The 18,676-nt window shown below is 70.2% G+C and carries 15 protein-coding genes; 5 read left to right on the top strand and 10 right to left on the bottom strand.

Annotated elements, in window-relative coordinates; all coding sequences use genetic code 11:
* Positions 1-10: 10 nt before the first annotated feature.
* Positions 11-373, bottom strand: coding sequence for a hypothetical protein (locus GEV10_10595; GenBank protein MQA78906.1), 363 nt, complete (start codon positions 371-373; stop codon positions 11-13).
* A 107-nt stretch (positions 374-480) separates the two neighbouring features.
* On the opposite strand from GEV10_10595, the gene GEV10_10590 reads away from it, so the two are divergent.
* Positions 481-843, top strand: coding sequence for a hypothetical protein (locus GEV10_10590; protein MQA78905.1), 363 nt, complete (start codon positions 481-483; stop codon positions 841-843).
* Here GEV10_10590 and GEV10_10585 read toward each other — a convergent pair.
* From GEV10_10585 to GEV10_10570, 4 genes are all read right to left on the bottom strand, one after another.
* Positions 806-2,893 (bottom strand): beta-galactosidase, encoded by a 2,088-nt coding sequence (locus GEV10_10585; GenBank protein MQA78904.1) that lies wholly within the window; start codon positions 2,891-2,893, stop codon positions 806-808. The genes GEV10_10590 and GEV10_10585 overlap by 38 nt on opposite strands.
* Before the next feature lie 41 nt (positions 2,894-2,934).
* On the bottom strand, positions 2,935-3,840 hold the full coding sequence (locus GEV10_10580) for an ABC transporter permease subunit (protein MQA78903.1): 906 nt from the start codon (positions 3,838-3,840) through the stop codon (positions 2,935-2,937).
* A 106-nt stretch (positions 3,841-3,946) separates the two neighbouring features.
* Positions 3,947-4,915 (bottom strand): ABC transporter permease subunit, encoded by a 969-nt coding sequence (locus GEV10_10575; GenBank protein MQA78902.1) that lies wholly within the window; start codon positions 4,913-4,915, stop codon positions 3,947-3,949.
* A 131-nt stretch (positions 4,916-5,046) separates the two neighbouring features.
* A complete protein-coding gene (locus tag GEV10_10570; GenBank protein ID MQA78901.1) occupies positions 5,047-6,645 on the bottom strand; it encodes an extracellular solute-binding protein in 1,599 nt (532 codons plus the stop codon).
* Positions 6,646-6,860: 215 nt separating this feature from the next.
* On the opposite strand from GEV10_10570, the gene GEV10_10565 reads away from it, so the two are divergent.
* Positions 6,861-9,344, top strand: a complete 2,484-nt coding sequence (locus tag GEV10_10565) for a galactosylceramidase (protein ID MQA78900.1) — start codon at positions 6,861-6,863, stop codon at positions 9,342-9,344.
* Between the two features lie 42 nt (positions 9,345-9,386).
* Here GEV10_10565 and GEV10_10560 read toward each other — a convergent pair whose 3' ends face one another.
* Entirely contained in the window at positions 9,387-10,682 is a 1,296-nt protein-coding gene (locus GEV10_10560) for an extracellular solute-binding protein (protein MQA78899.1), read from the bottom strand.
* Between the two features lie 134 nt (positions 10,683-10,816).
* On the opposite strand from GEV10_10560, the gene GEV10_10555 reads away from it, so the two are divergent.
* Genes GEV10_10555 through GEV10_10545 form a run of 3 tightly spaced genes read left to right on the top strand, consistent with a single transcriptional unit; the run spans position 10,817 to position 13,631 of the window.
* Positions 10,817-11,728: an ABC transporter permease subunit gene (locus GEV10_10555; protein MQA78898.1), complete on the top strand. Its 912-nt coding sequence runs from the start codon at positions 10,817-10,819 to the stop codon at positions 11,726-11,728.
* Positions 11,712-12,548, top strand: coding sequence for an ABC transporter permease subunit (locus tag GEV10_10550; GenBank protein MQA78897.1), 837 nt, complete (start codon positions 11,712-11,714; stop codon positions 12,546-12,548). Before GEV10_10555 ends, GEV10_10550 begins: the two co-directional genes overlap by 17 nt.
* An 18-nt stretch (positions 12,549-12,566) precedes the next feature.
* Positions 12,567-13,631, top strand: coding sequence for an alcohol dehydrogenase catalytic domain-containing protein (locus tag GEV10_10545; GenBank protein ID MQA78896.1), 1,065 nt, complete (start codon positions 12,567-12,569; stop codon positions 13,629-13,631).
* 26 nt (positions 13,632-13,657) lie between these two features.
* On the opposite strand, the gene GEV10_10540 is transcribed toward GEV10_10545, so the two are convergent.
* The 4 genes from GEV10_10540 to sdhA all read right to left on the bottom strand — a co-directional run bounded on the left by GEV10_10540 (position 13,658) and on the right by sdhA (position 18,675).
* A complete protein-coding gene (locus GEV10_10540) occupies positions 13,658-15,163 on the bottom strand; it encodes a HAMP domain-containing protein (GenBank protein ID MQA78895.1) in 1,506 nt (501 codons plus the stop codon).
* Between the two features lie 42 nt (positions 15,164-15,205).
* Entirely contained in the window at positions 15,206-15,916 is a 711-nt protein-coding gene (locus GEV10_10535; protein MQA78894.1) for a response regulator, read from the bottom strand.
* Between the two features lie 81 nt (positions 15,917-15,997).
* On the bottom strand, positions 15,998-16,744 hold the full coding sequence (locus GEV10_10530) for a succinate dehydrogenase/fumarate reductase iron-sulfur subunit (GenBank protein ID MQA78893.1): 747 nt from the start codon (positions 16,742-16,744) through the stop codon (positions 15,998-16,000).
* Positions 16,741-18,675, bottom strand: a complete 1,935-nt coding sequence (sdhA, locus tag GEV10_10525) for a succinate dehydrogenase (quinone) flavoprotein subunit (GenBank protein ID MQA78892.1) — start codon at positions 18,673-18,675, stop codon at positions 16,741-16,743. The genes GEV10_10530 and sdhA overlap by 4 nt, the downstream gene beginning before the upstream one ends.
* Position 18,676: the final 1 nt, after the last annotated feature.

Below are 18,676 nucleotides of genomic sequence, written 5' to 3'. Positions count from 1 at the left end.
AGGCAACCTCCTAGGCCAGGTGGGTGTCGGGCTCGCCCTGGAACGGGCGTACCTCGATCGGCAGCGTCGTCGCCGCGGCGAGCTTCCTGCCCCACTCCAGGGCGGCGTCGAGGTCGGGTGCCCGCAGGACGGTGAGCCCGCCGACGTGCTCCTTGCCCTCGACGTACGGGCCGTCGGTGGTGAGCGTCTCGCCGTCCGTCACGCGCACCACGGTGGCCGTCGCGGCGTCGTGCAGGCCGCCGGCGAAGACCCACGCGCCCGCCGCCCTGAGCTCGTCGTTGAACGCGCCGATGTCGCGCATGATCGGCTCGATGACCTCGGGCGCGGGCGCGCCGCCGTCGGGCTGCTGGATGCTGAGCAGGTAGTGCTTCATCGGTGATGCCTCCTCGGTTCCGTTGCTGTCACCCTCCACACGAACGGCCGTCCGCGGAATCGACACCGGAGGCCCGAACCTAGTCGTATGGCGGCCGGCCTACCAGCATGGCGGCCGCCGCCCGACCCGCGCTGGGGTCCCCGGTCGTGGCGCTGACCACCGCTGGGGTCCCCGGTCGGGGTAGGCGCAACGCCACGGCTCCCCACAGAGGGCGGGCGCACCTGATCAGCCGAGACGCCGAGACCCAGCGCTTCGTCGTGGCGGCCAACGTCGCGCACCCGGAGCAGCACCGTCCCAGCATGATCGTCTCGCCGCGAGGCGAGGTCCTCGCGGAAGCGACCGGCGGTGGTCCGGCCCGGTTGGAGCACGCCCTCGATCTCGGTGCCGTCCGCGACGACTACCTCGGCCAGCGGCGTGCCGACGTCGTGAGTGTCAGCTACCTGCCGACGCCGGGGGTCGGCTCGCGGTGAGGATGCGGAAGTCCCACGGGCCAAGGGCGAGCCCGGTCGCCGGCGCCGGCGCGTCGGCGAACAGGTCGGTGCCGGTGATCGACGGGTCGATCACGGTGTGGGGGTCGAACGACCAGTTGGCCACGAAGGTCAGCGGGTCGCCGGTCGTCGTGCGCGCGGTGGTGACGCGGACGGGCTCGGGCAGCGCGGCGCCGAGCGTACGTACGCCCGACTGCTCCAGCACCCACGACGCGATCGCCCGGCCGAGCGGCGGTGTCGGGAGCGTGCCGACGTACGTCACGCGGCCGCTGCCGACGCGGTGGGTGACGACGGCGGGGTAGCGGCCGAAGTGCGGGTGGTCGTAGTGCACCAGCGCGTCCGCGCCCTCGAGCTCCAGCTCGTCGGCCCATCCGGTCGCCCGCGACCCGGTGGGGACGTCGATCGCCGATGACGTCGCGCGCACGTCGATCGGCGTCGCGAGGTTGGAGTAGAGGTGGTAGCTCGCGCCCACGGCGGCGCGCAGCGGTCCCGGCGCGCGCTGCCAGCGGGCGCGGGCGAACTCGTCGGCGTAGCCGGAGCGGAACGTCAGCACGAGGTGGCCGCCGGCCTCCGCGTACGCCGCGAGCCCGTCGAGGGTCGCCTCGTCGGCGATGTAGAGCGCGGGCGCGACGACGACGGGGAACCCGCTGATGTCGTCGCCGGTGTCCAGGACGATCGACTGGGCGCGGGCGTCGAAGAACGACCGGTAGGCGTTGTCGAAGATGTGGGCGTACGTCGAGTGGTCGGGCCTGCCGTCCGGCGTCTTCAGGCAGGGCTGGCACGACAGCGCGTACCTGCTGTCGTAGGAGTAGAGGAACGCAACGTCGGCGTCCGGGGTGAGTCCGGTGAGCCGGTCGCCGTGCCGCTGCAGGTCAGCGCCGATCGTGGCGAGCTCGTCGTAGCAGCGGTTCGGTTCGAGGTCGTGGTTGAGGATGCCGTGCGAGTACGTCTCGTGCCCGTAGTGGAGGCTGTGCCAGTGCCAGTACGCGACCATGTCGGCGCCGCGCGAGATGGTCGCGAACGCCGCCTGCCGCCACTGCCCGTCGTACTCGGGGAAGGTGTTCTCCGAGCCGCCGACGCTGAGCGGGTTCATCTCGGTGATGAAGAAGTTCGCGCGCTTGGCGCCGTACGCCATGTCGGAGCGCTGGTACAGCTGCGCGGGTCCCGTACCGAGCGACCGTGCGGGGAACATGACGGTGCTCTCGATCGGCGGGTGCAGCAGTCCGTCCTGCGGCGCGTGCGGGAAGTTCTCCGCCTGTACGTCCATCGCGGCGCCGATGCGGTACCTGTCCGCCTCCGGGCGCCCGTGCAGCCCGACGAGGTCCTGGGTGACGAACTGGTCGTCCCGCGCGTACTCCCGGACGATCTCCGCCTGCCAGGTGAGGAACTCGGTGACCTGCTCCGCCTCGAACCGGCGCCACTCCAGGTCGTAGCCAGGGCTCGTGTTGCCCGCCGGCGGCCACAGGTCGGCCCAGTCGGCCAGCCGGTGCGACCAGTACGTGAGGCCCCAGGTCTCGTTGACGGCGTCGACGGTGCCGTACTTCGCCTTGATCCGCTCGACGAACCTGTCGAACAGCGCGGGGTTGCGCGCGCCCGCGATGCCGGTCTCGTTGTCGACCTGGAAGCCGACGACGGACAGGTGCCGCGCGTACCGGTCGAGCAGCACGCGGGTGATCCGCTCGGCGTGGAAGCGGTACGTCGGGTGCGAGATGTCGACGTTCTGCCTTCCCCCGTACGGGACCGCGCGCCCGTCCGCGCGGATCGCCATCACGTCCGGGTGTCGGCGGGCGAGCCACGGCGGGATCGCGTACGTTGGCGTCACGAGCACGACCGCGATCCCGGCCTCGTGCAGAGCGTCGAGCACCGGCCGCAGCCAGTCGACGTCGATCTCGCCCTCGACCGGCTCGCACAGCGACCAGATCGAGTCACCGAGCCGCGCGTAGTTGATGCCGGCGCGGCGCATCATCGCGATGTCCTCGTCGAGCCGGTCGTACGGCTGGTACTCGGGGTAGTACGAGACTCCGAACAGCACGGAAGACCCTCCAGGTGTCGGTGCGGTGCGTAGGTGGCTGGTCAGGCGCGGACGGCTCCGGCGACGCCCTCGACGAAGTAGCGCTGCAGCAGCAGGAAGACGACGACGATGGGCAGCAGCGCGATCGTCGACGCCGCGGCCATGCCGGACCAGTCGGTGAAGTTCTCGCCCTGGAACGAGTACACGCCGACGGCCAGCGTGCGCAGCTCAGGTCGCGGCAGCGTGAGCACGAGAGGGATGAGGAAGCTGTTCCACACCCGCATCAGCGTCATGATGATCGCGGTGGCGATGGCCGGCTTGGCGAGCGGGAGCATCACCTGCCAGAAGATCCGCAGGAACCCGGCGCCGTCCATCCGCGCCGCCTCCTCCAGCTCCCTGGGCAGCTGCCGGAAGTAGCCGGCGAACAGCATGATCTGGATGACGTGCGCCCCGCCGGACTCCGCGAGGATGATCCCCCACAGTGAGCCGGACAGGCCGAGGCTGTTGACCAGGTCGAAGACGGGGATGATCGTGTAGCCCTCGGGCAGGAACAGCGACGCGACGAGGACGCCGACGAGCACCTTCTTGCCCGGGAACGGGTACCTGCCGATGACGTAGCCGATCATCGCGGTCGTCACCGTCACGATCGCGATGACCGCGACGGTGACGATGAGGGTGTTGAAGAAGTACGGCCCGATGTTGGCCTCGTACCAGGCGCGGGCGTAGTTCTCCCAGACCGGCGTCTCCGGCAGGATGCCGACCCGGCCGAAGATCTCCGAGTCGGACTTCAGCGACGCCCCGACCATCCACAGGAACGGGTAGATCCAGAGCAGGCAGATCGGCAGCAGGATCAGGCTCACGATGATCTCGCGGGCCAGCCCGCGCCCGCCGCCGCGGCGCCGGCGGCGTGGTGTGGTCACTGGCGGTGCGGTGCCGGCGACCGCGGGGACGGTCCCGGTGGCACTCATGAGCCGTCCTCCAAAGCGAGCATCGCAGCGAGGATGGAGTCCGCACCCTCGACGCGTAGCGCAAGTGAGCGAGGAGCGGAGCGGAGGAGGGCGGCGGGAAACACTGTCACGACGCACCGCCGATGTCGCGCTTGAACGCGCCCGCACGGCGGATGCCCCAGGCCTGGGCGAGGGTGAGCACCAGCACGGTGAGGCCGAAGAAGACGGCGACCGCCGAGGCGTACCCGAGTCGCGGGGTGCTGTCGGCGGCGAACGCGAGCCGGTAGATGTAGACCTCGACGAGCTCGGACGAGAACGCCGGGCCGCCCTGGGTCATCGCCTGCACCAGCGGGAAGGTCTGCAGGGCGCCGACGAACGTGACGAGGATGATGATGATCGCGAACGGCGTGATCAGCGGCACGGTGATGTGCCGGTGCGTCCGCCAGCGCGACGCGCCGTCGACGCGCGCCGCCTCGTACAGCTGTTCCGGCACGGTCTGCAGCGCGACGAGCCAGTAGATCATCGACATGCCCATCCACTTCCACACGAACACCCCGGCGACCGACCACAGGGCGAGGTTCGGGTCGCCGAGGAAGTCGATGGGCGCGTCGACGATCCCGATGGTGAGCAGCGCGGAGTTCAGCGGTCCGTCGAACGGGTTCATGATGAGCGACATCACGACACCGACGATCGCGGTGGTGGTGACGACCGGCAGGAAGAACATGGTGCGGAACACCGCGCGCATGCGCAGCGCCTGGTCGTTCAGCGCGAGTGCGGCGAGCAGCGCGAGCACCAGCATGACCGGCACCGCGACGAGCGTGAACGCGAACGTCCTGCCGAACGCGTCCCAGAACGCGGCGTCGCCGAGCGCCTCGCGGTAGTTGGCGAGCCCGACCCACCGCCGGTCGGAGTCGAGGCCCGACCAGTCGAGGAACGAGATGTACCACGACGCGACCATCGGGTAGAACGTGAACAGGGCGCCGAGCACCAGGGCGGGGAGCATGAACAGGTAGCTCCAGCGTGCGTGCCACAGCCGCTGCCGCAGCGACCCGGCGTCCTGCCCGCCCGTACGCCCAAGCCGCGCTGTCTGCATCATGCGCGCCCGCTCGCTCGCTCGCCTCCGGCAGGTGTCGCGGTAGCTATCGCGCCGGTACAGGACCGCGTCGCGACCCCTACCTCCGGCTCTCTCGCTCTCTCCTGCGCTGTCTGTCCGAGTGCCGCCACGGATCACCGGCCCTTGTAGTCGGCGGGCAGGTAGTCCTTCTTCGGGTCCCAGTTCGAGAAGACGTAGTCCTCGCGGCTGACCTTCGCGCCCTTCTTCCCGGCCTCCTTGATGGCCGCGTCGAGGTTGCCGTTGCATCGGTCGGCGAGGGCGGTGAGCGCCTTCTTCGGGGCGTCCTCCTTGCCCACGAGGATCGCCTGGATCACCTGGCCGAACTCGAACTGCGGCGGGATCTTCAGTAGCGGCGCCACGGCCGAGGTGTCCGGGTTGACGATGACCGCCTCCGGGTTGATCACCATGGTGTCGGCCACCGCCAGGCAGTCCTTCGCCTGGGCGCTGTAGTCCTTTGCGCCCGCCTCGCGTGCCTTCTCGACGATCGGCGGGTTGCCGACCTTGACGATCTCTGCCCACCGGGCCTGACCCTGGTCGCTCAGGACGTACGAGATCACGTCACCGGCGATCGCCTTGTTCTTGCTCTTCGAGAACACCGAGAGCCAGTCTCCGCCGAACGCGGGGTAGCCGATGGGCAGCGGGTCGTCGGTCGGCGTGGGGTGCGCAGCGACCCCGAACTCGAAGTCCGGGTTGTCGTTCTCCCACTGCACCGTCACCCACGGACCCGCGCTCACCATGCCCACGGCACCGCGGGGCAGCCGGGGCCACGCCTCGGGCGCGGTGAGGGAGTTGGAGCCGGGGAACAGGCTGCCGTCGCTCTTCAGCGCCAGGATCAGCTCGATGGCGTCGAGCACCTCGGGCCGGTCGTAGACGTACTCGCCGTTCTTCGGGTCGATGCCATTGACGCTCGCGACCCCGAGCTGGCGGGTCATGTAGTCGACCCAGGGCTGGAGCCGGTCGGGCTGGGCGATCTCGAGCACGACGCCGTAGACCTTGCCCTTGCCCGCCTTGGTGATCTTCTTCGCCGCGTCGCGGTACTCGTCCCAGGTGAGCGTCTTGGTCGACGGGTCGTAGCCGGCGTCGTCCATCAGCTTCTTGTTGTAGTGCAGCAGGCAGAGGTACCGCTGCTCCGTCGAGAGCGGCAACTGGTAGATCTTGCCGTCGAAGATCTGGACGCCGTCGGCGAGCGTGCCGGGCGGGAGCCGCTTCTTCAGCGCGTCGATGTCGGGGATGAGGTCGTCCAGTGGCGACACCCACTTCTCCTCGACGGCCTGGGGCAGCGTCATCGACGGCGGCAGCATGAAGACGTCGTGCGCGGTGCCGTTGCGGATGCCGAGCGGGATGATCTCGTCCATCCGGTTCTTCGGCAGGCCGTCGTACTTGACGGTGATGTTGCTGTGCTTCTTGCTGTACGCGTCGAAGAACGCGTCCCAGAACGGCTTCTTGGTGTCACCGCTGTCGATGAGGCGGAACGTGACGTCGCCGGACGGCAGGGACGTCTTCGGGTCGGGGATGTTGAAGCCGCCGAGCCCCTTGGTGGCGGGGTCGCGGTATCCCGTGTCGCACGCGGTGAGGCCGGCCATCGCGGCCACACCGAACCCCGCCGCTGCACCGAGGAAGCCCCGCCTGCTGAGGCCGGCGCGGATGTCGTCGTTGTCCATCGTCGTGACCTGCACTCTCTCCGCGAACGGACGCCCACCTGCCAACGGCATCGGCCCTCCGCACGGTAATCGATTTCCCTTGTGTGTCAACGAGCCCGGCGGGATGCCGGGAAAGCTACACGGTCAGTGACAAAATCACCAGACCTCTGACCACACAGCGTCGAGTTTGTCCCAGGTGATTGACGGCTCTCGACGCCGGTCGCCAGGCTCTGCACCAACCGTCCGGCGCGCGCCGCCGGTGTGCCTCGCAGGCGAGGAGCGGGTCGATGGCCGAACGTCAAGGACGGCATGCCGGAGGTGCGCGGCGCCGGCTGACGGTCGCGCTCACCGTCGCCCTCGGCCTGCTGGCCGCTCTCCTGCTGCCGGTGACGGAGCGGTCCGCGGATGCGGCGCCGGTGCAGGCCGTGACGCTCGATGGCGACGACACCGGTCTCAGGTTCGACGGGGTGGGCGGCGTCAGCGCCGGCGGGTTCACCCGGCTCCTGCTCGACTACCCGCCACGGGAGCGCGCGGAGATCCTCGACTACCTGTTCCGGCCGGACTACGGCGCGGCGCTCGACCTGCTCAAGGTCGAGATCGGCGCGGACATCGACTCGACCGTCGGCTCGGAGCCGACGCACATGCGTGCGCGCGACGAGGTCCGTTGCGACCGCGGGTACGAGTGGTGGCTCATGCGCGAGGCGCAGAAGCGCAACCCCGACATCGAGTTCTACGCGCTCGGCTGGGGCGCTCCCGGGTGGTTCGAGGGCGGCTACTGGTCGCAGGACCGCGTCGAGTACCTGATCGGCTGGCTCGACTGCGCGAAGAGGAACGGCTTCGACATCGCGTACCTCGGCGCCGGCAACGAGAGCGGCTACGACCGCGACGTGTACGTGGAGCTCGCGGCGGCGCTCGACGAGCACGGCTACTCCGATGTGAAGGTCGTCGGCACCGACAACCACCACCCGCCGGACTACTGGAACGCGACGACGGAGATGGTCGGCGACCCGGAGTTCGCCGACGCCGTCGACGTCCTCGGCGAGCACGACGTGTGCGTCTGGCGCACCCTTCAGCAGAAGTGCCACGTCAGCGACGACGCGGCGTCGCTGGGCAAGCCGTTGTGGGACAGCGAGAACAGCACGCAGGACTTCGACGTGGGTCCCGGCCCGCTCGCCCGCGCGATGAACCGGCACTACACGGACGGGAAGATCACCGGCAACCTCAACTGGGCGCTGCTGTCGGCCTGGTACGACCACTTCCCGATCGGCGGCACCGGGCTGATGCTCGCCGAGCGCCCGTGGTCGGGGTTCTACGAGGTCGGACCGAGCATCTGGGTCGACGCGCACACGACGCAGTTCACCGATCCCGGCTGGCGCTACCTCGACCACGGCTCCGGCTACACCGACGCCGGCGCGAGCTACGTCAGCCTGCGTTCACCCGACTCGGGCGACTACTCGACGGTGGTCGAGACGCTCGACTCCACCGGGCCGGAGACGCTGCGGTTCGACGTGGACGGGCTGTCGCGGTCGCCCGTGCGGGTGTGGTCGACGAACCTGGAGACCAGGAGCACCCACGACGACTTCCTGCCCGCCGGCGCGATCCGGCCGGACGACGGCACGTACTCCCTGACCGTCGAGCCCGGTCACGTCTACACCGTGTCGACGACCCGCGGGCAGTCCAAGGGCGGCGCGCACCCGCACGCCGACCCGGGCGAGCAGCTGCGCGTGCCGTACACGGAGGACTTCGAACGCGTCGGGCCGCTGAAGCTGGCGAGGTACTGGTCCGACGTGCACGGCGGGTTCGAGGCGGTGCCATGCGCCGGCGGACGTCGCGGCACGTGCTACGAGCAGACGGTCACGACACAGCCGTTGCCGTGGCACGGCGTCGACCTGCTGCCCATGACGTTCGCCGGCGACCCGCGCTGGTGGGGTGACTACGAGGTCTCCGCCGCCGTCATGCTCGACGAGAAGGGCTACGTCGAGCTGCTCGGCCGGGTGGACAGCCAGCAGCACAGCGCCCTCGGCTACCACCTGCGGGTCGCCGACACCGGCGAGTGGACGCTCTACTCGCAGGAGCTGCAGACCGCGAACCGCGTCCTCGCGTCGGGCACGACCGCGGCCCTCGGCACGGACCGCTGGCACCGGCTGGCGATGCGGTTCGAAGGGGACCGCATCACGGTGAGCCTCGACGGCGAGCGGCTCGGCGAGGTGCGCGACGACCACCACACGACCGGGCAGGTCGGGTTCACGGTCGGGGACTGGCAGCGCGCGCAGTTCGACGACGTCCGCGTGACACCGACGGCGCCCGCGCCGAGGTTCGTGCCGCACTCGCGGATGTCGGTGACGGCCACGAGCGAGCATGCCGCCAACGACTTCGGCCACGCGTACACGAAGGACCTCGCGGCCGACGACCGCCTCTGGTCGCTGTGGCGGTCGGAGTACACCCCGCTCGCCGCGCTCCCGCAGTCACTCACCCTCGACCTCGGGAGGCGGACGGCGGTGCGCGGCGTCGCGTACACGCCGTCGGTGACGACGAGGGACGGCACGATCACCTCGTACCGCATGCACGTCAGCGACGACGGCGAGACGTTCCGCCCGGTCGCGAGCGGCCGCTGGGAGCCGACCGGCGGCGTGCGCACCGCCTCGTTCGACCCGACGGCAGCGCGCTACGTCAGGCTCGAGGCGCTCGAGGCGCACGGCGTACCAGGCAGTGTGTCGGTCGCCGAGCTCGGCGTCGCGACGACGCGGATTCCCTCGCTGGGTGCGCCGTAGGTCAGCGCACCCCACGGCCCGCTCGGTGCGTGGGGCGGCGGCTCACTCCTTGGTCGCGAGGAGCGGCTGCAGGCCCTTCTGGATGTTCGCCGCCGCGGCCTCGGCGTCCTGCTGGCCGAGGATCACCTTGTCGATCTCGTCACCGATGACCTTGCGCGCCGAGCCCTGGTCGTCTGCCGGCGGGCCTACCTCGCCCGTGCCGGTGGCGAGGATGTCGGTCACCGACGTCACCCAGTCCTTCTTGGCGGGTGAGGCGTGGAGCTTCTGGAACGCCGGGTCCTCCCAGGTCTTGTCGCGCGGGGGCGCGACTCCGTCCTCGGCGAGCGTCAGCATCATCTCCGGCGACGTCGCCCACTGGATGAACTGCCAGGACTGGTCCTTCTTCTTCGAGAACTTCGACACCCCGAGGTTCCAGGCGAGCAGCGTCGGCTGGCTCCTCGCCGTCCCGCGGGGGATCGGCATGATGCCGATCTTGTCGGCGACCTTGGACTGCTCGCCGATGACGCTGTCGAGCTCGTTGCTCGAGTCGATCTGGAACGCGGCTCTGCCCGATGCCATCAGGGCCGACGTCTGCACCGGCCCGTTGTTCACGGCGCCCTTCGGTCCGTACGTCCCCGCGAGCTTGACGTAGTCGTCGATGGCCTTGACCACTCGGGGGTCGCCGAACGCGGGCTTGCCGCCCTTCGCCCACTCGGCACCCTCGTTGTGGAGGAAGTTGCCGAACGTGTAGACGACGGTGGGGGACTGGCCGCGGGTGGCACTCACGTACCGCCCCTTGGAGGCGCTGTGGATCTTGGCGGCCGCGGCGACGAGCTCGTCGATCGTCTTCGGTACCGCGATGTCGTACTGCTTCAGCAGGTCCTTGCGGTAGTAGACCACCGGACCCTCGGCATTGACCGGGATGCCGACGAGCTCCTTGTTCAGGCGCGAGGCGTCGAGCATCGCCGGAGTGAGACCCTTGGCGTCGTAGTCGGCGTCGGCCTCGGCCAGCCGGCTCTCGAGGTCCTCCAGGAGCCCGGCCCGCTGCCACTTGATCCCCTCGTTCGACGGCAGGACGTTGAACACGTCGAGGTCGGAGCTGCGCGACGACAGGCTGACGAAGATCTTGTCGCGTGCCTGGGGCTGCGCGAACTGCTGCAGCTTGACCTTGATCCCGGTCTCCTTCTCGAACTCCGGGATGTGCGGCGTGATCGCCCGCGCCCACGGCGTGTTGACGAGGACGACGTCGAGCTCCTTCGCGTCGGCCTCGGAACCTCCCGAGCCGCACGACGAGAGGACGAGAGCGCCCAGCGCCACTGCCAGGGCGGTGGTTCGGAGCGTGCGCCGGCGAATGGACATCCAGACCCCTTGCTCAGTCGTGCCGGTCGACCCATCTTGTGATGGTGGTCAGACCTCAGCTAACCTTACCTCGATGTTGACCGACGGTAACACGAGCAGACGATGCCGACAACGCCGAGACCACGAGACGGATCATGGCCGCGGGTAGGGCACGAGCGCCGAGGAGCATGTCGCCGGAGCGGCGTCGTCGACGCGAGTCATGGCCGCTGCTGTTCCCCGCGATCGCCCTCTCACTGCTGCTCGTGGTCTTCCCTATCCTCTACGCCCTCGGCCTCGCGCTGTCACCGACCTCGGCGACGTCGCTGCGCTTCGACCAGCTGACGTTCGAGACGTTCCGCACGATGGCCGCCGACCCGGTCTTCTGGTCGTCGGTGCGGGTCACCCTGCTCATCTACGTCGGATCGTTGATACCGCAGCTCGTGCTCGGCATCGGCATCGGCTATGTCCTGAGCAGGGAGGTACCGGGCGGACGCTATCTCCAGACGCTCGTTCTCGTCCCGTCCCTGACGGCGGCCGTCGTGGTCGGTCTCGTCTGGCTGCTCATCTACGACCCCACACTCGGGGTCTTCAACTACCTGCTCGGTCTCGTCGGCATCCCGGCGCAGGACTGGCTCGGCGATCCCGACCGCGTGGTGTGGTCGCTGATCCTCGTCGACGTCTGGCACTGGACGCCGCTCGTGGCGCTGATCGTGGCGGCGGGCATCAGGAACCTGCCGGCAGAGCCGTTCGAGGCGGCGCGTGTCGACGGCGCGAACTCGTGGCAGATCGCGCTGCGCATCGGGCTGCCGCTGTTGCGTCCGGTCATCACCGTCGTCGCGCTGCTGCGGACGGTGGACCTGATCCGCTACTTCGACACCGGTTACATCATGACGCAGGGAGGCCCGCTGAACGCGTCGACGACGATGAACATCTACGCGTACCGCAAGGCGTTCGACGAGCTGCAGCTCGGCTTCGGCAGCGCCGCACAGCTCGCCCTGTTCGCGCTCGTGCTGCTGCTCGCCGCCGCACTCACGTGGCTGAGGAGGCGCAGTGAGCTCGGCGCGTAGCAGGAGCAGAGTCGCCATCGCGCTCACGTACCTCGCGTACGCGGTGATCCTCGCCGTCTTCCTCGGTCCCGTGCTGTTCATGGCGTGGGGCAGTCTGCACGGGACGGGCGCGATCGCCGCCTCACCTCCCGACCTCACCGCACCCGCGAGCGTCGACAACTACGTCAACCTGTTCCAGAGCATGGAGTTCGGCAGGTATCTCGGCAACAGCATCATCATCGCCGGCGGCTCGACGTTGCTCGGGCTGATCGCGGGCGCGCCGGCTGCGTACTGCATCGCGAGGCTCGGCCTGAAGTCGTTGTCGATCCTGACGATCGTCGCGCGGATGGCGCCCGGTGTGCTGTTCCTCATCCCGGTGCGCACGGTGGCGATCCGGGTGGGCGCGATCGACTCGATCCCGCTGAACTACGTGCTCCTCGTCCTCGTGCACCTCATCATCACGCTGCCCATGTGCATCTGGCTGCTCATCCCGTTCTTCGAGAGCGTGCCGCGGGCGATCGAGGAGGCCGCCGAGATCGACGGCTGCAGCATGCGCCGGACGTTCCTCACGATCGCGCTGCCGATGGTGCGACCGGGGATCGCCGTGGCCGCCGTCATCTCGTTCATCTTCTCGTGGAACTACTTCCTGTTCGCGCTCGGGCTGGCGAACGCGGACACGGTGCCGATGCCGGTCATCGCCTTCAACTTCATCGGTGTCGGTCAGTACGACTGGGGCGGGCTGATGGCCGCCGCGGTCATCATCGCGGCGCCGACGACGGTCCTCACGTTCGTGGCGCAGCGCTTCCTCGTGCGCGGGCTCACGGCCGGCGCGGTCAAGTAGGGCGGAGGTTCGCGACAGATGGACGGTCTCGTCGACGGCACGTCGATGCTCGGTGTCACGTTCCCCGGCGACTCGACGGTGGAGCTCGGCTGGCACGAGATCCCTGTGCCGGGACCAGGCGAGGTGCTGTTGCGTACGGCCGCGTCCGGCATCTGCGGCAGCGACCTGAGCAACGCGTACCGGGAGCGCCGTGACCGCGGACCGCGGACGTACACCGGTTGCATCGGAGGTCACGAGTTCGCCGGTACCGTCACCGACCTGGGTCCAGGCGTCCGCGCGGTCGCCGAGGGCGACCTCGTGCTTGTCTACCACGTGGCGGGCTGTGGGCAGTGCGACATCTGTCGCGAGGGCTACATGATCCACTGCGGCTCCCCGCGGCGCCGCGCGTACGGCAACCAGCGCGACGGCGGGCACGCGCCCTTCGTCCTCGCCGACGCGAGCACCTGTATGCCTGCGCCCACCGGGTTCTCCGCGGTCGACGCGGCGCTGATGGGATGCGGGTTCGGCACGGCGTACGAAGGACTGCGCCGGGTGGACGTGAGCGGCGCCGACGACGTCCTCGTCGTCGGGCTCGGCCCGCTGGGTCTCGCGACGGCGATGGTCGCGCGTGCCCTCGGGGCGCGGCGCGTCGTCGGTGTGGAGGTCGAGGAGAGCCGGCGTCGCTGGGCGAAGGGGTTGCCCTTCGTCGACGAGGTCGTGGAGCCCGGCGAGGTCGCCACGCGCGACCAGGAGGAGGCGATGGAGGCCGGCTTCCAGGTTGCCGTCGACGCGTCCGGTTCGGCGGCGGGACGTCAGCTCGCGATACGCGCGCTGCGTGCGTGGGGACGCTGCGCCCTGCTCGGCGAGGGCGGTGAGGTGACCCTCGACGTCTCCGCCGACCTGCTGCACAAGGAGGTCACGGTGTCCGGGTCGTGGGTGACGTCGGTGGGCAACATGGCCCGGTGCGCACGCCTGCTCGCCGAGCACGACCTGCATCCGGAGGCCGTGGTCGAGCACGTCCTGCCGCTCACCGACGCGGACCGGGCGTACGCCCTCGCCGCGGGTCGCGGCACCGGCAAGGTCTGCTTCGTCTTCGACACCTGAGCGGCGGCCCTTGCCGATCCCGACGGTCAGGGCGCCCGGCGGGGGAGGCGGACCTGGAACGTCGCACCCTTGCCCGGGGCGGTCTCGACGCCGACGCGGCCGCCGTGGCCGGCGACGATCGCCGCCACGATGGACAGGCCGAGACCGGTGCCGCCGGCCGCTCGGCTGCGGGACGGGTCGACGCGGTAGAAGCGTTCGAAGACCCGGCGGGCGGCCTCGCGGGAGAGCCCGGGGCCCTCGTCGCTGACGTCGAGCCTGACGTACCGGCCGTCGTGGGGGTCGTCGCCGATGCGGACGACGATCGGGGTGTCGGCCTCGGTGTGGGTGAGCGCGTTGCCGACGAGGTTGCCGAGCACCTGGCGCAGCCGCGCCTCGTCGCCGGTGACCAGCACGCCCTCGCCGGCCTCGGTCTCCAGGCCGATGTCGCGCTCGGGGGCGATCGCGGCAGCGTCGCCGACGGCGTCGCGGGCGAGTGCGACGAGGTCGACGGGCTCGCGCTCCATCGGGCGTTCCTGGTCGAGGCGGGCGAGCAGCAGCAGGTCGTCGACGAGCAGGCCCATGCGGGTGGCCTCGTCCTCGATCCTGCGCATCAGCCGCGCGATGTCGTCGGCGTCGCCGACCGCGCCCTGCCGGTAGAGCTCGGAGAAGCCGCGGATCGACGTCAACGGCGTGCGCAGCTCATGGCTCGCGTCGGCGACGAACTGCCGCATCCGGCCCTCGGACTCCCGCGCCGCGGCCTCGGACGACTCGCGTGCGCGGAACGCGTCCTCCACCTGGGTGAGCATGCTGTTGAGCGCCCCCGAGAGCCGGCCCACCTCGGTGCGCGGGTCCTGCTCGGGCACGCGCTGGGACAGGTCGCCCGCCGCGATGGCGGCCGCGGTCGACTCGACCTCGACAAGGGGGCGGAGGCTGCTGCGGACGAGGACGTAACCGAGCGCGCCGACGAGGACGAGCACGCCGCCGCCGACCACGACGATGATGCCCACGAGCCGGGCGATGGTGGCGTCGGTGCCGGCGAGGCTCGCCGCGACCACGACGTTGCCAGAGCCGTCGGACAGCGGGAGCATCACCACCCGCCAGCGCGTGCCGTCCGTCGAGCCGAGGTCGAACGGCTCACCGCCGAGCTGCCTGACCTGCTCGGTGTCGTAGACGGGGAGCTCGGGCGGGAACCGCGACTCGCCCATGATGGAGCTGAGCGTGCGCCCGGTCCTGCCGGTGACGTCCGTCCGCGCGATCCAGTACGTGCTCGGCAGCCGCGTCTGCGTGACCGGCCCGGCCTCCCAGCCGCCGTTCTCGATCGCGGCGACCGTCGACCGCGCGGTCGTGTGGAGCCCGCTGTCGACCTTCGCGTACAGGTACGTGCGCAGCGCCGTGACCGCGGCCGCCCCGGTGATCGTGAGGCCGACGGCGACGAGCAGGAGCACCGCGGCGACGAGCTTGACCCGAAGCGGCCACGTCGACGACGGCTGCAGCGCTCGTCGTACGACGGCGTGCAGCCGCCCGCCGCGACGTGTCGCCGCGCCGTTCTCGATCGTGTCGCTCGGCTGTGGGGTACCGCTCACCAGGTCGTTGCCTCACTCCCTCGGCTTGCGCAGGACGTAGCCGACGCCCCGCACCGTGTGGAGGAGCCGCGGCTCGGTCGTGTCGATCTTGCGCCGGAGGTACGAGACGTACGACTCGACGATGTTCGCGTCGCCACCGAAGTCGTACTGCCAGACGTGGTCGAGGATCTGCGCCTTCGACAGCACGCGGCTGGCGTTCTCCATCAGGTAGCGCAGCAGCTTGAACTCCGTCGGCGAGAGCGAGACCGTCTCGCCGGCCTTGTAGACCTCGTGCGAGTCGTCGTCGAGCTCGATGTCGGCGAAGGTCAGCTTCGCCGGGCGGATGCCCGCGTCGGGCCCCGACGTACGCCGCAGGACCGCACGGATCCGGGCGACGAGCTCCTCGAGGCTGAACGGCTTGGTCACGTAGTCGTCGCCGCCGAGGGTGAGCCCCTGCACCTTGTCGCCGGTCGCGTCGCGCGCGGTGAGGAACAGCACGGGCACCCGCACGCCGTCGGCCCGCAGCCGGCGGACGACGGAGAAGCCGTCCATGCCGGGCATCATCACGTCGAGCACGAGCAGGTCGGGCCGGACGTCCTTGACCGCGGTGAGCGCGTCGTGGCCGTTGGCCGCGGAGGTCACGTCGAAGCCGGCGAACCGCAGGCTCGCCGACAGCAGTTCGACGATGTTGGGCTCGTCGTCCACCACGACCAGCCGCGCCTCGGCCTCACGGGTCGCGTTCATGAGACGAGTATCCAGGTCCGGCCTGACGAGATGCTGGCGACTTCCTGGAAGAACCCTGGACGCGCCGGTGCGGCCCGTGCCTCAGCGGCGGCCGGTCGCGGCCCTCAGGTAGTCGCGGTTCAGGTGGGAGATCGTCGAGAGGGGGATGCCCTTCGGGCAGACCTCGGTGCACGCGCCGGCGTTGGTGCAGCCGCCGAAGCCGAGCGCGTCGTGCGTCTCGATCATGGCCGTCACGCGTTCGTAGCGCTCGGGTGCGCCCTGCGGGAGCAGGCCGAGGTGGGACGTCTTGGCGGCGGTGAACAGCATGGCCGAGCCGTTGGGGCACGCCGCCACGCAGGCACCGCAGCCGATGCACGCCGCCGCCTCGAACGCCTCGTCGGCGTCGGCCTTCGGGACGGGTGTCGCGTGGGCGTCGGGCGCGCTGCCGGTGGGCGCGCTGACGTAGCCACCGGCCTCGATGATGCGGTCGAACGCCGACCGGTCGACGACGAGGTCCTTCACGAGCGGGAACGCGCGCGAGCGCCAGGGCTCCACCGTGACCGTCTGGCCGTCGTCGAACGAGCGCAGGTGCAGCTGACAGGCCGTCGTCGCGCGTTGCGGGCCGTGGGCGAGGCCGTCGATCACCATGCCGCATGCGCCGCAGATGCCCTCGCGGCAGTCGTGGTCGAAGGCCACCGGGTCCTCGCCGGCCCCGGCGAGCGACTCGTTGAGCACGTCGAGCAGCTCGAGGAACGACATGTCGGGCGACAGGTCGTCGACCTCGTACCGCACCAGCCGTCCCTTGTCGTCCGGGCCGCGCTGCCGCCAGATACGCAGGAAGAGTTTCATGTGTAGCTCCTGGTCGTCGGGTGGACGTACTCGAAGTCCAGGTGTTCTCGGTGCAGCACCGGTGGACTGCCGGTGCCGGCGAACTCCCACGCCGCGACGTACGAGAACCGCTCGTCGTCACGCAGCGCCTCGCCGCCGGCCTGGTGCTCGACGCGGAAGTGGCCGCCGCACGACTCCTCGCGGTGCAGGGCGTCGACGCACATCAGCTCCGCGAGCTCGAAGAAGTCGGCGACCCGGCCGGCACGCTCGAGCGACTGGTTGAGCTGGGCGCCGTCGCCGGGGACGTGCACCCGCTGCCAGAACTCCTCGCGCAGCTCCGGGATGCGGTCGAGCGCCTTGCGCAGTCCCGCCTCGGACCGTTCCATGCCGCAGTGGTCCCACATCAGCCTGCCCAGCTCGCGGTGGAACGAGTCGACGGTGCGGTCGCCGCGGACAGCGAGCAGTCGGTCGACGCGTTCGCGTACCTCGTGCTCGGTGGTGGCGACGTCGCGGTGCCGCGGGTGGACGGGCTCGAACGGGCCGTCCGCGAGGTAGTCGCCGATCGTGTTCGGCAGCACGAAGTAGCCGTCCGCGAGTCCCTGCATGAGCGCGCTCGCGCCGAGCCGGTTGGCGCCGTGGTCGGAGAAGTTGGCCTCGCCGATGACGAACAGCCCGGGGATCGTGGACGCCAGGTCGTAGTCGACCCAGAGCCCGCCCATCGTGTAGTGGACGGCGGGGTAGATGCGCATCGGCACCTCGTACGGGTCCTCGCCGGTGATGCGCTCGTACATCTCGAAGAGGTTGCCGTAGCGCGTGGAGACGCCGTCGTGGCCGAGACGTTCCTTCGCCTCGGCGAAGTCGAGGTAGACCCCGAGCCGACCGGGCCCGACACCGCGACCCTCGTCGCACACGTTCTTCGCCGCGCGTGACGCGATGTCGCGCGGGACGAGGTTGCCGAAGCTCGGGTACATCCGTTCGAGGTAGTAGTCGCGGTCGGCCTCTGGCACGTCGTTCGGCGGACGGTCGTCGCCCGCACGCGTCGGTACCCAGACGCGTCCGTCGTTGCGCAGCGACTCGCTCATCAGGGTCAGCTTGCTCTGGTGCGGGCCACTGACCGGGATGCACGTGGGGTGGATCTGCGTGTAGCAGGGGTTCGCGAACAGCGCGCCCCGCCGGTGGGCGCGCCAGGTGGCGGTGACGTTGCAGCCCTTGGCGTTGGTCGAGAGGTGGAAGACGTTGCCGTAGCCGCCGGTCGCGAGCACGACCGCGTCCGCGAGGTGCGTCGACACCCGGCCGGTCACCAGGTCGCGGACGACCACGCCGCGGGCACGGCCGCCCGAGAGCACGAGGTCGAGCATCTCCGTGCGCGGGTACGACGTGATCCGTCCGGCGTGGATCTGGCGGGCCATCGCCTGGTACGCGCCGAGCAGTAGCTGCTGGCCCGTCTGGCCGCGGGCGTAGAAGGTACGCGCGACCTGGGTGCCGCCGAACGACCGCGTGTCGAGGAGTCCGCCGTACTCCCTGGCGAACGGCACGCCCTGCGCGACGCACTGGTCGATGATCTCGACACTCACCTGCGCGAGCCGGTGGACGTTCGACTCGCGTGAGCGGAAGTCGCCGCCCTTCACGGTGTCGTAGAACAGCCGGTGGACGCTGTCACCGTCGTTGCGGTAGTTCTTCGCCGCGTTGATGCCGCCCTGCGCCGCGACGCTGTGCGCACGGCGCGGGCTGTCCTGGTAGCAGAAGCTCGTCACCTGATAGCCGAGCTCGGCGAGCGTGGCGGCGCAGGCGCCTCCCGCGAGACCGGTGCCCACGACGATGACCGAGAGCCGCCGCTTGTTCGTCGGGTTGACCAGGCGGGCGCCGAACCTGCGGCTCTCCCACCGTTCCTCGACCGGGCCGTCGGGCGCCTTGGCGTCGGCTATCGACGCGCCCTCGACATAGCGTTCCATC

The sequence above is a fragment of the Streptosporangiales bacterium genome (genome assembly GCA_009379955.1).
In the GTDB taxonomy this organism is placed as follows: domain Bacteria; phylum Actinomycetota; class Actinomycetes; order Streptosporangiales; family WHST01; genus WHST01.
Note: the sequence above shows the minus strand (reverse complement) of the source record. Positions and strands in the feature narration are given on the sequence as shown.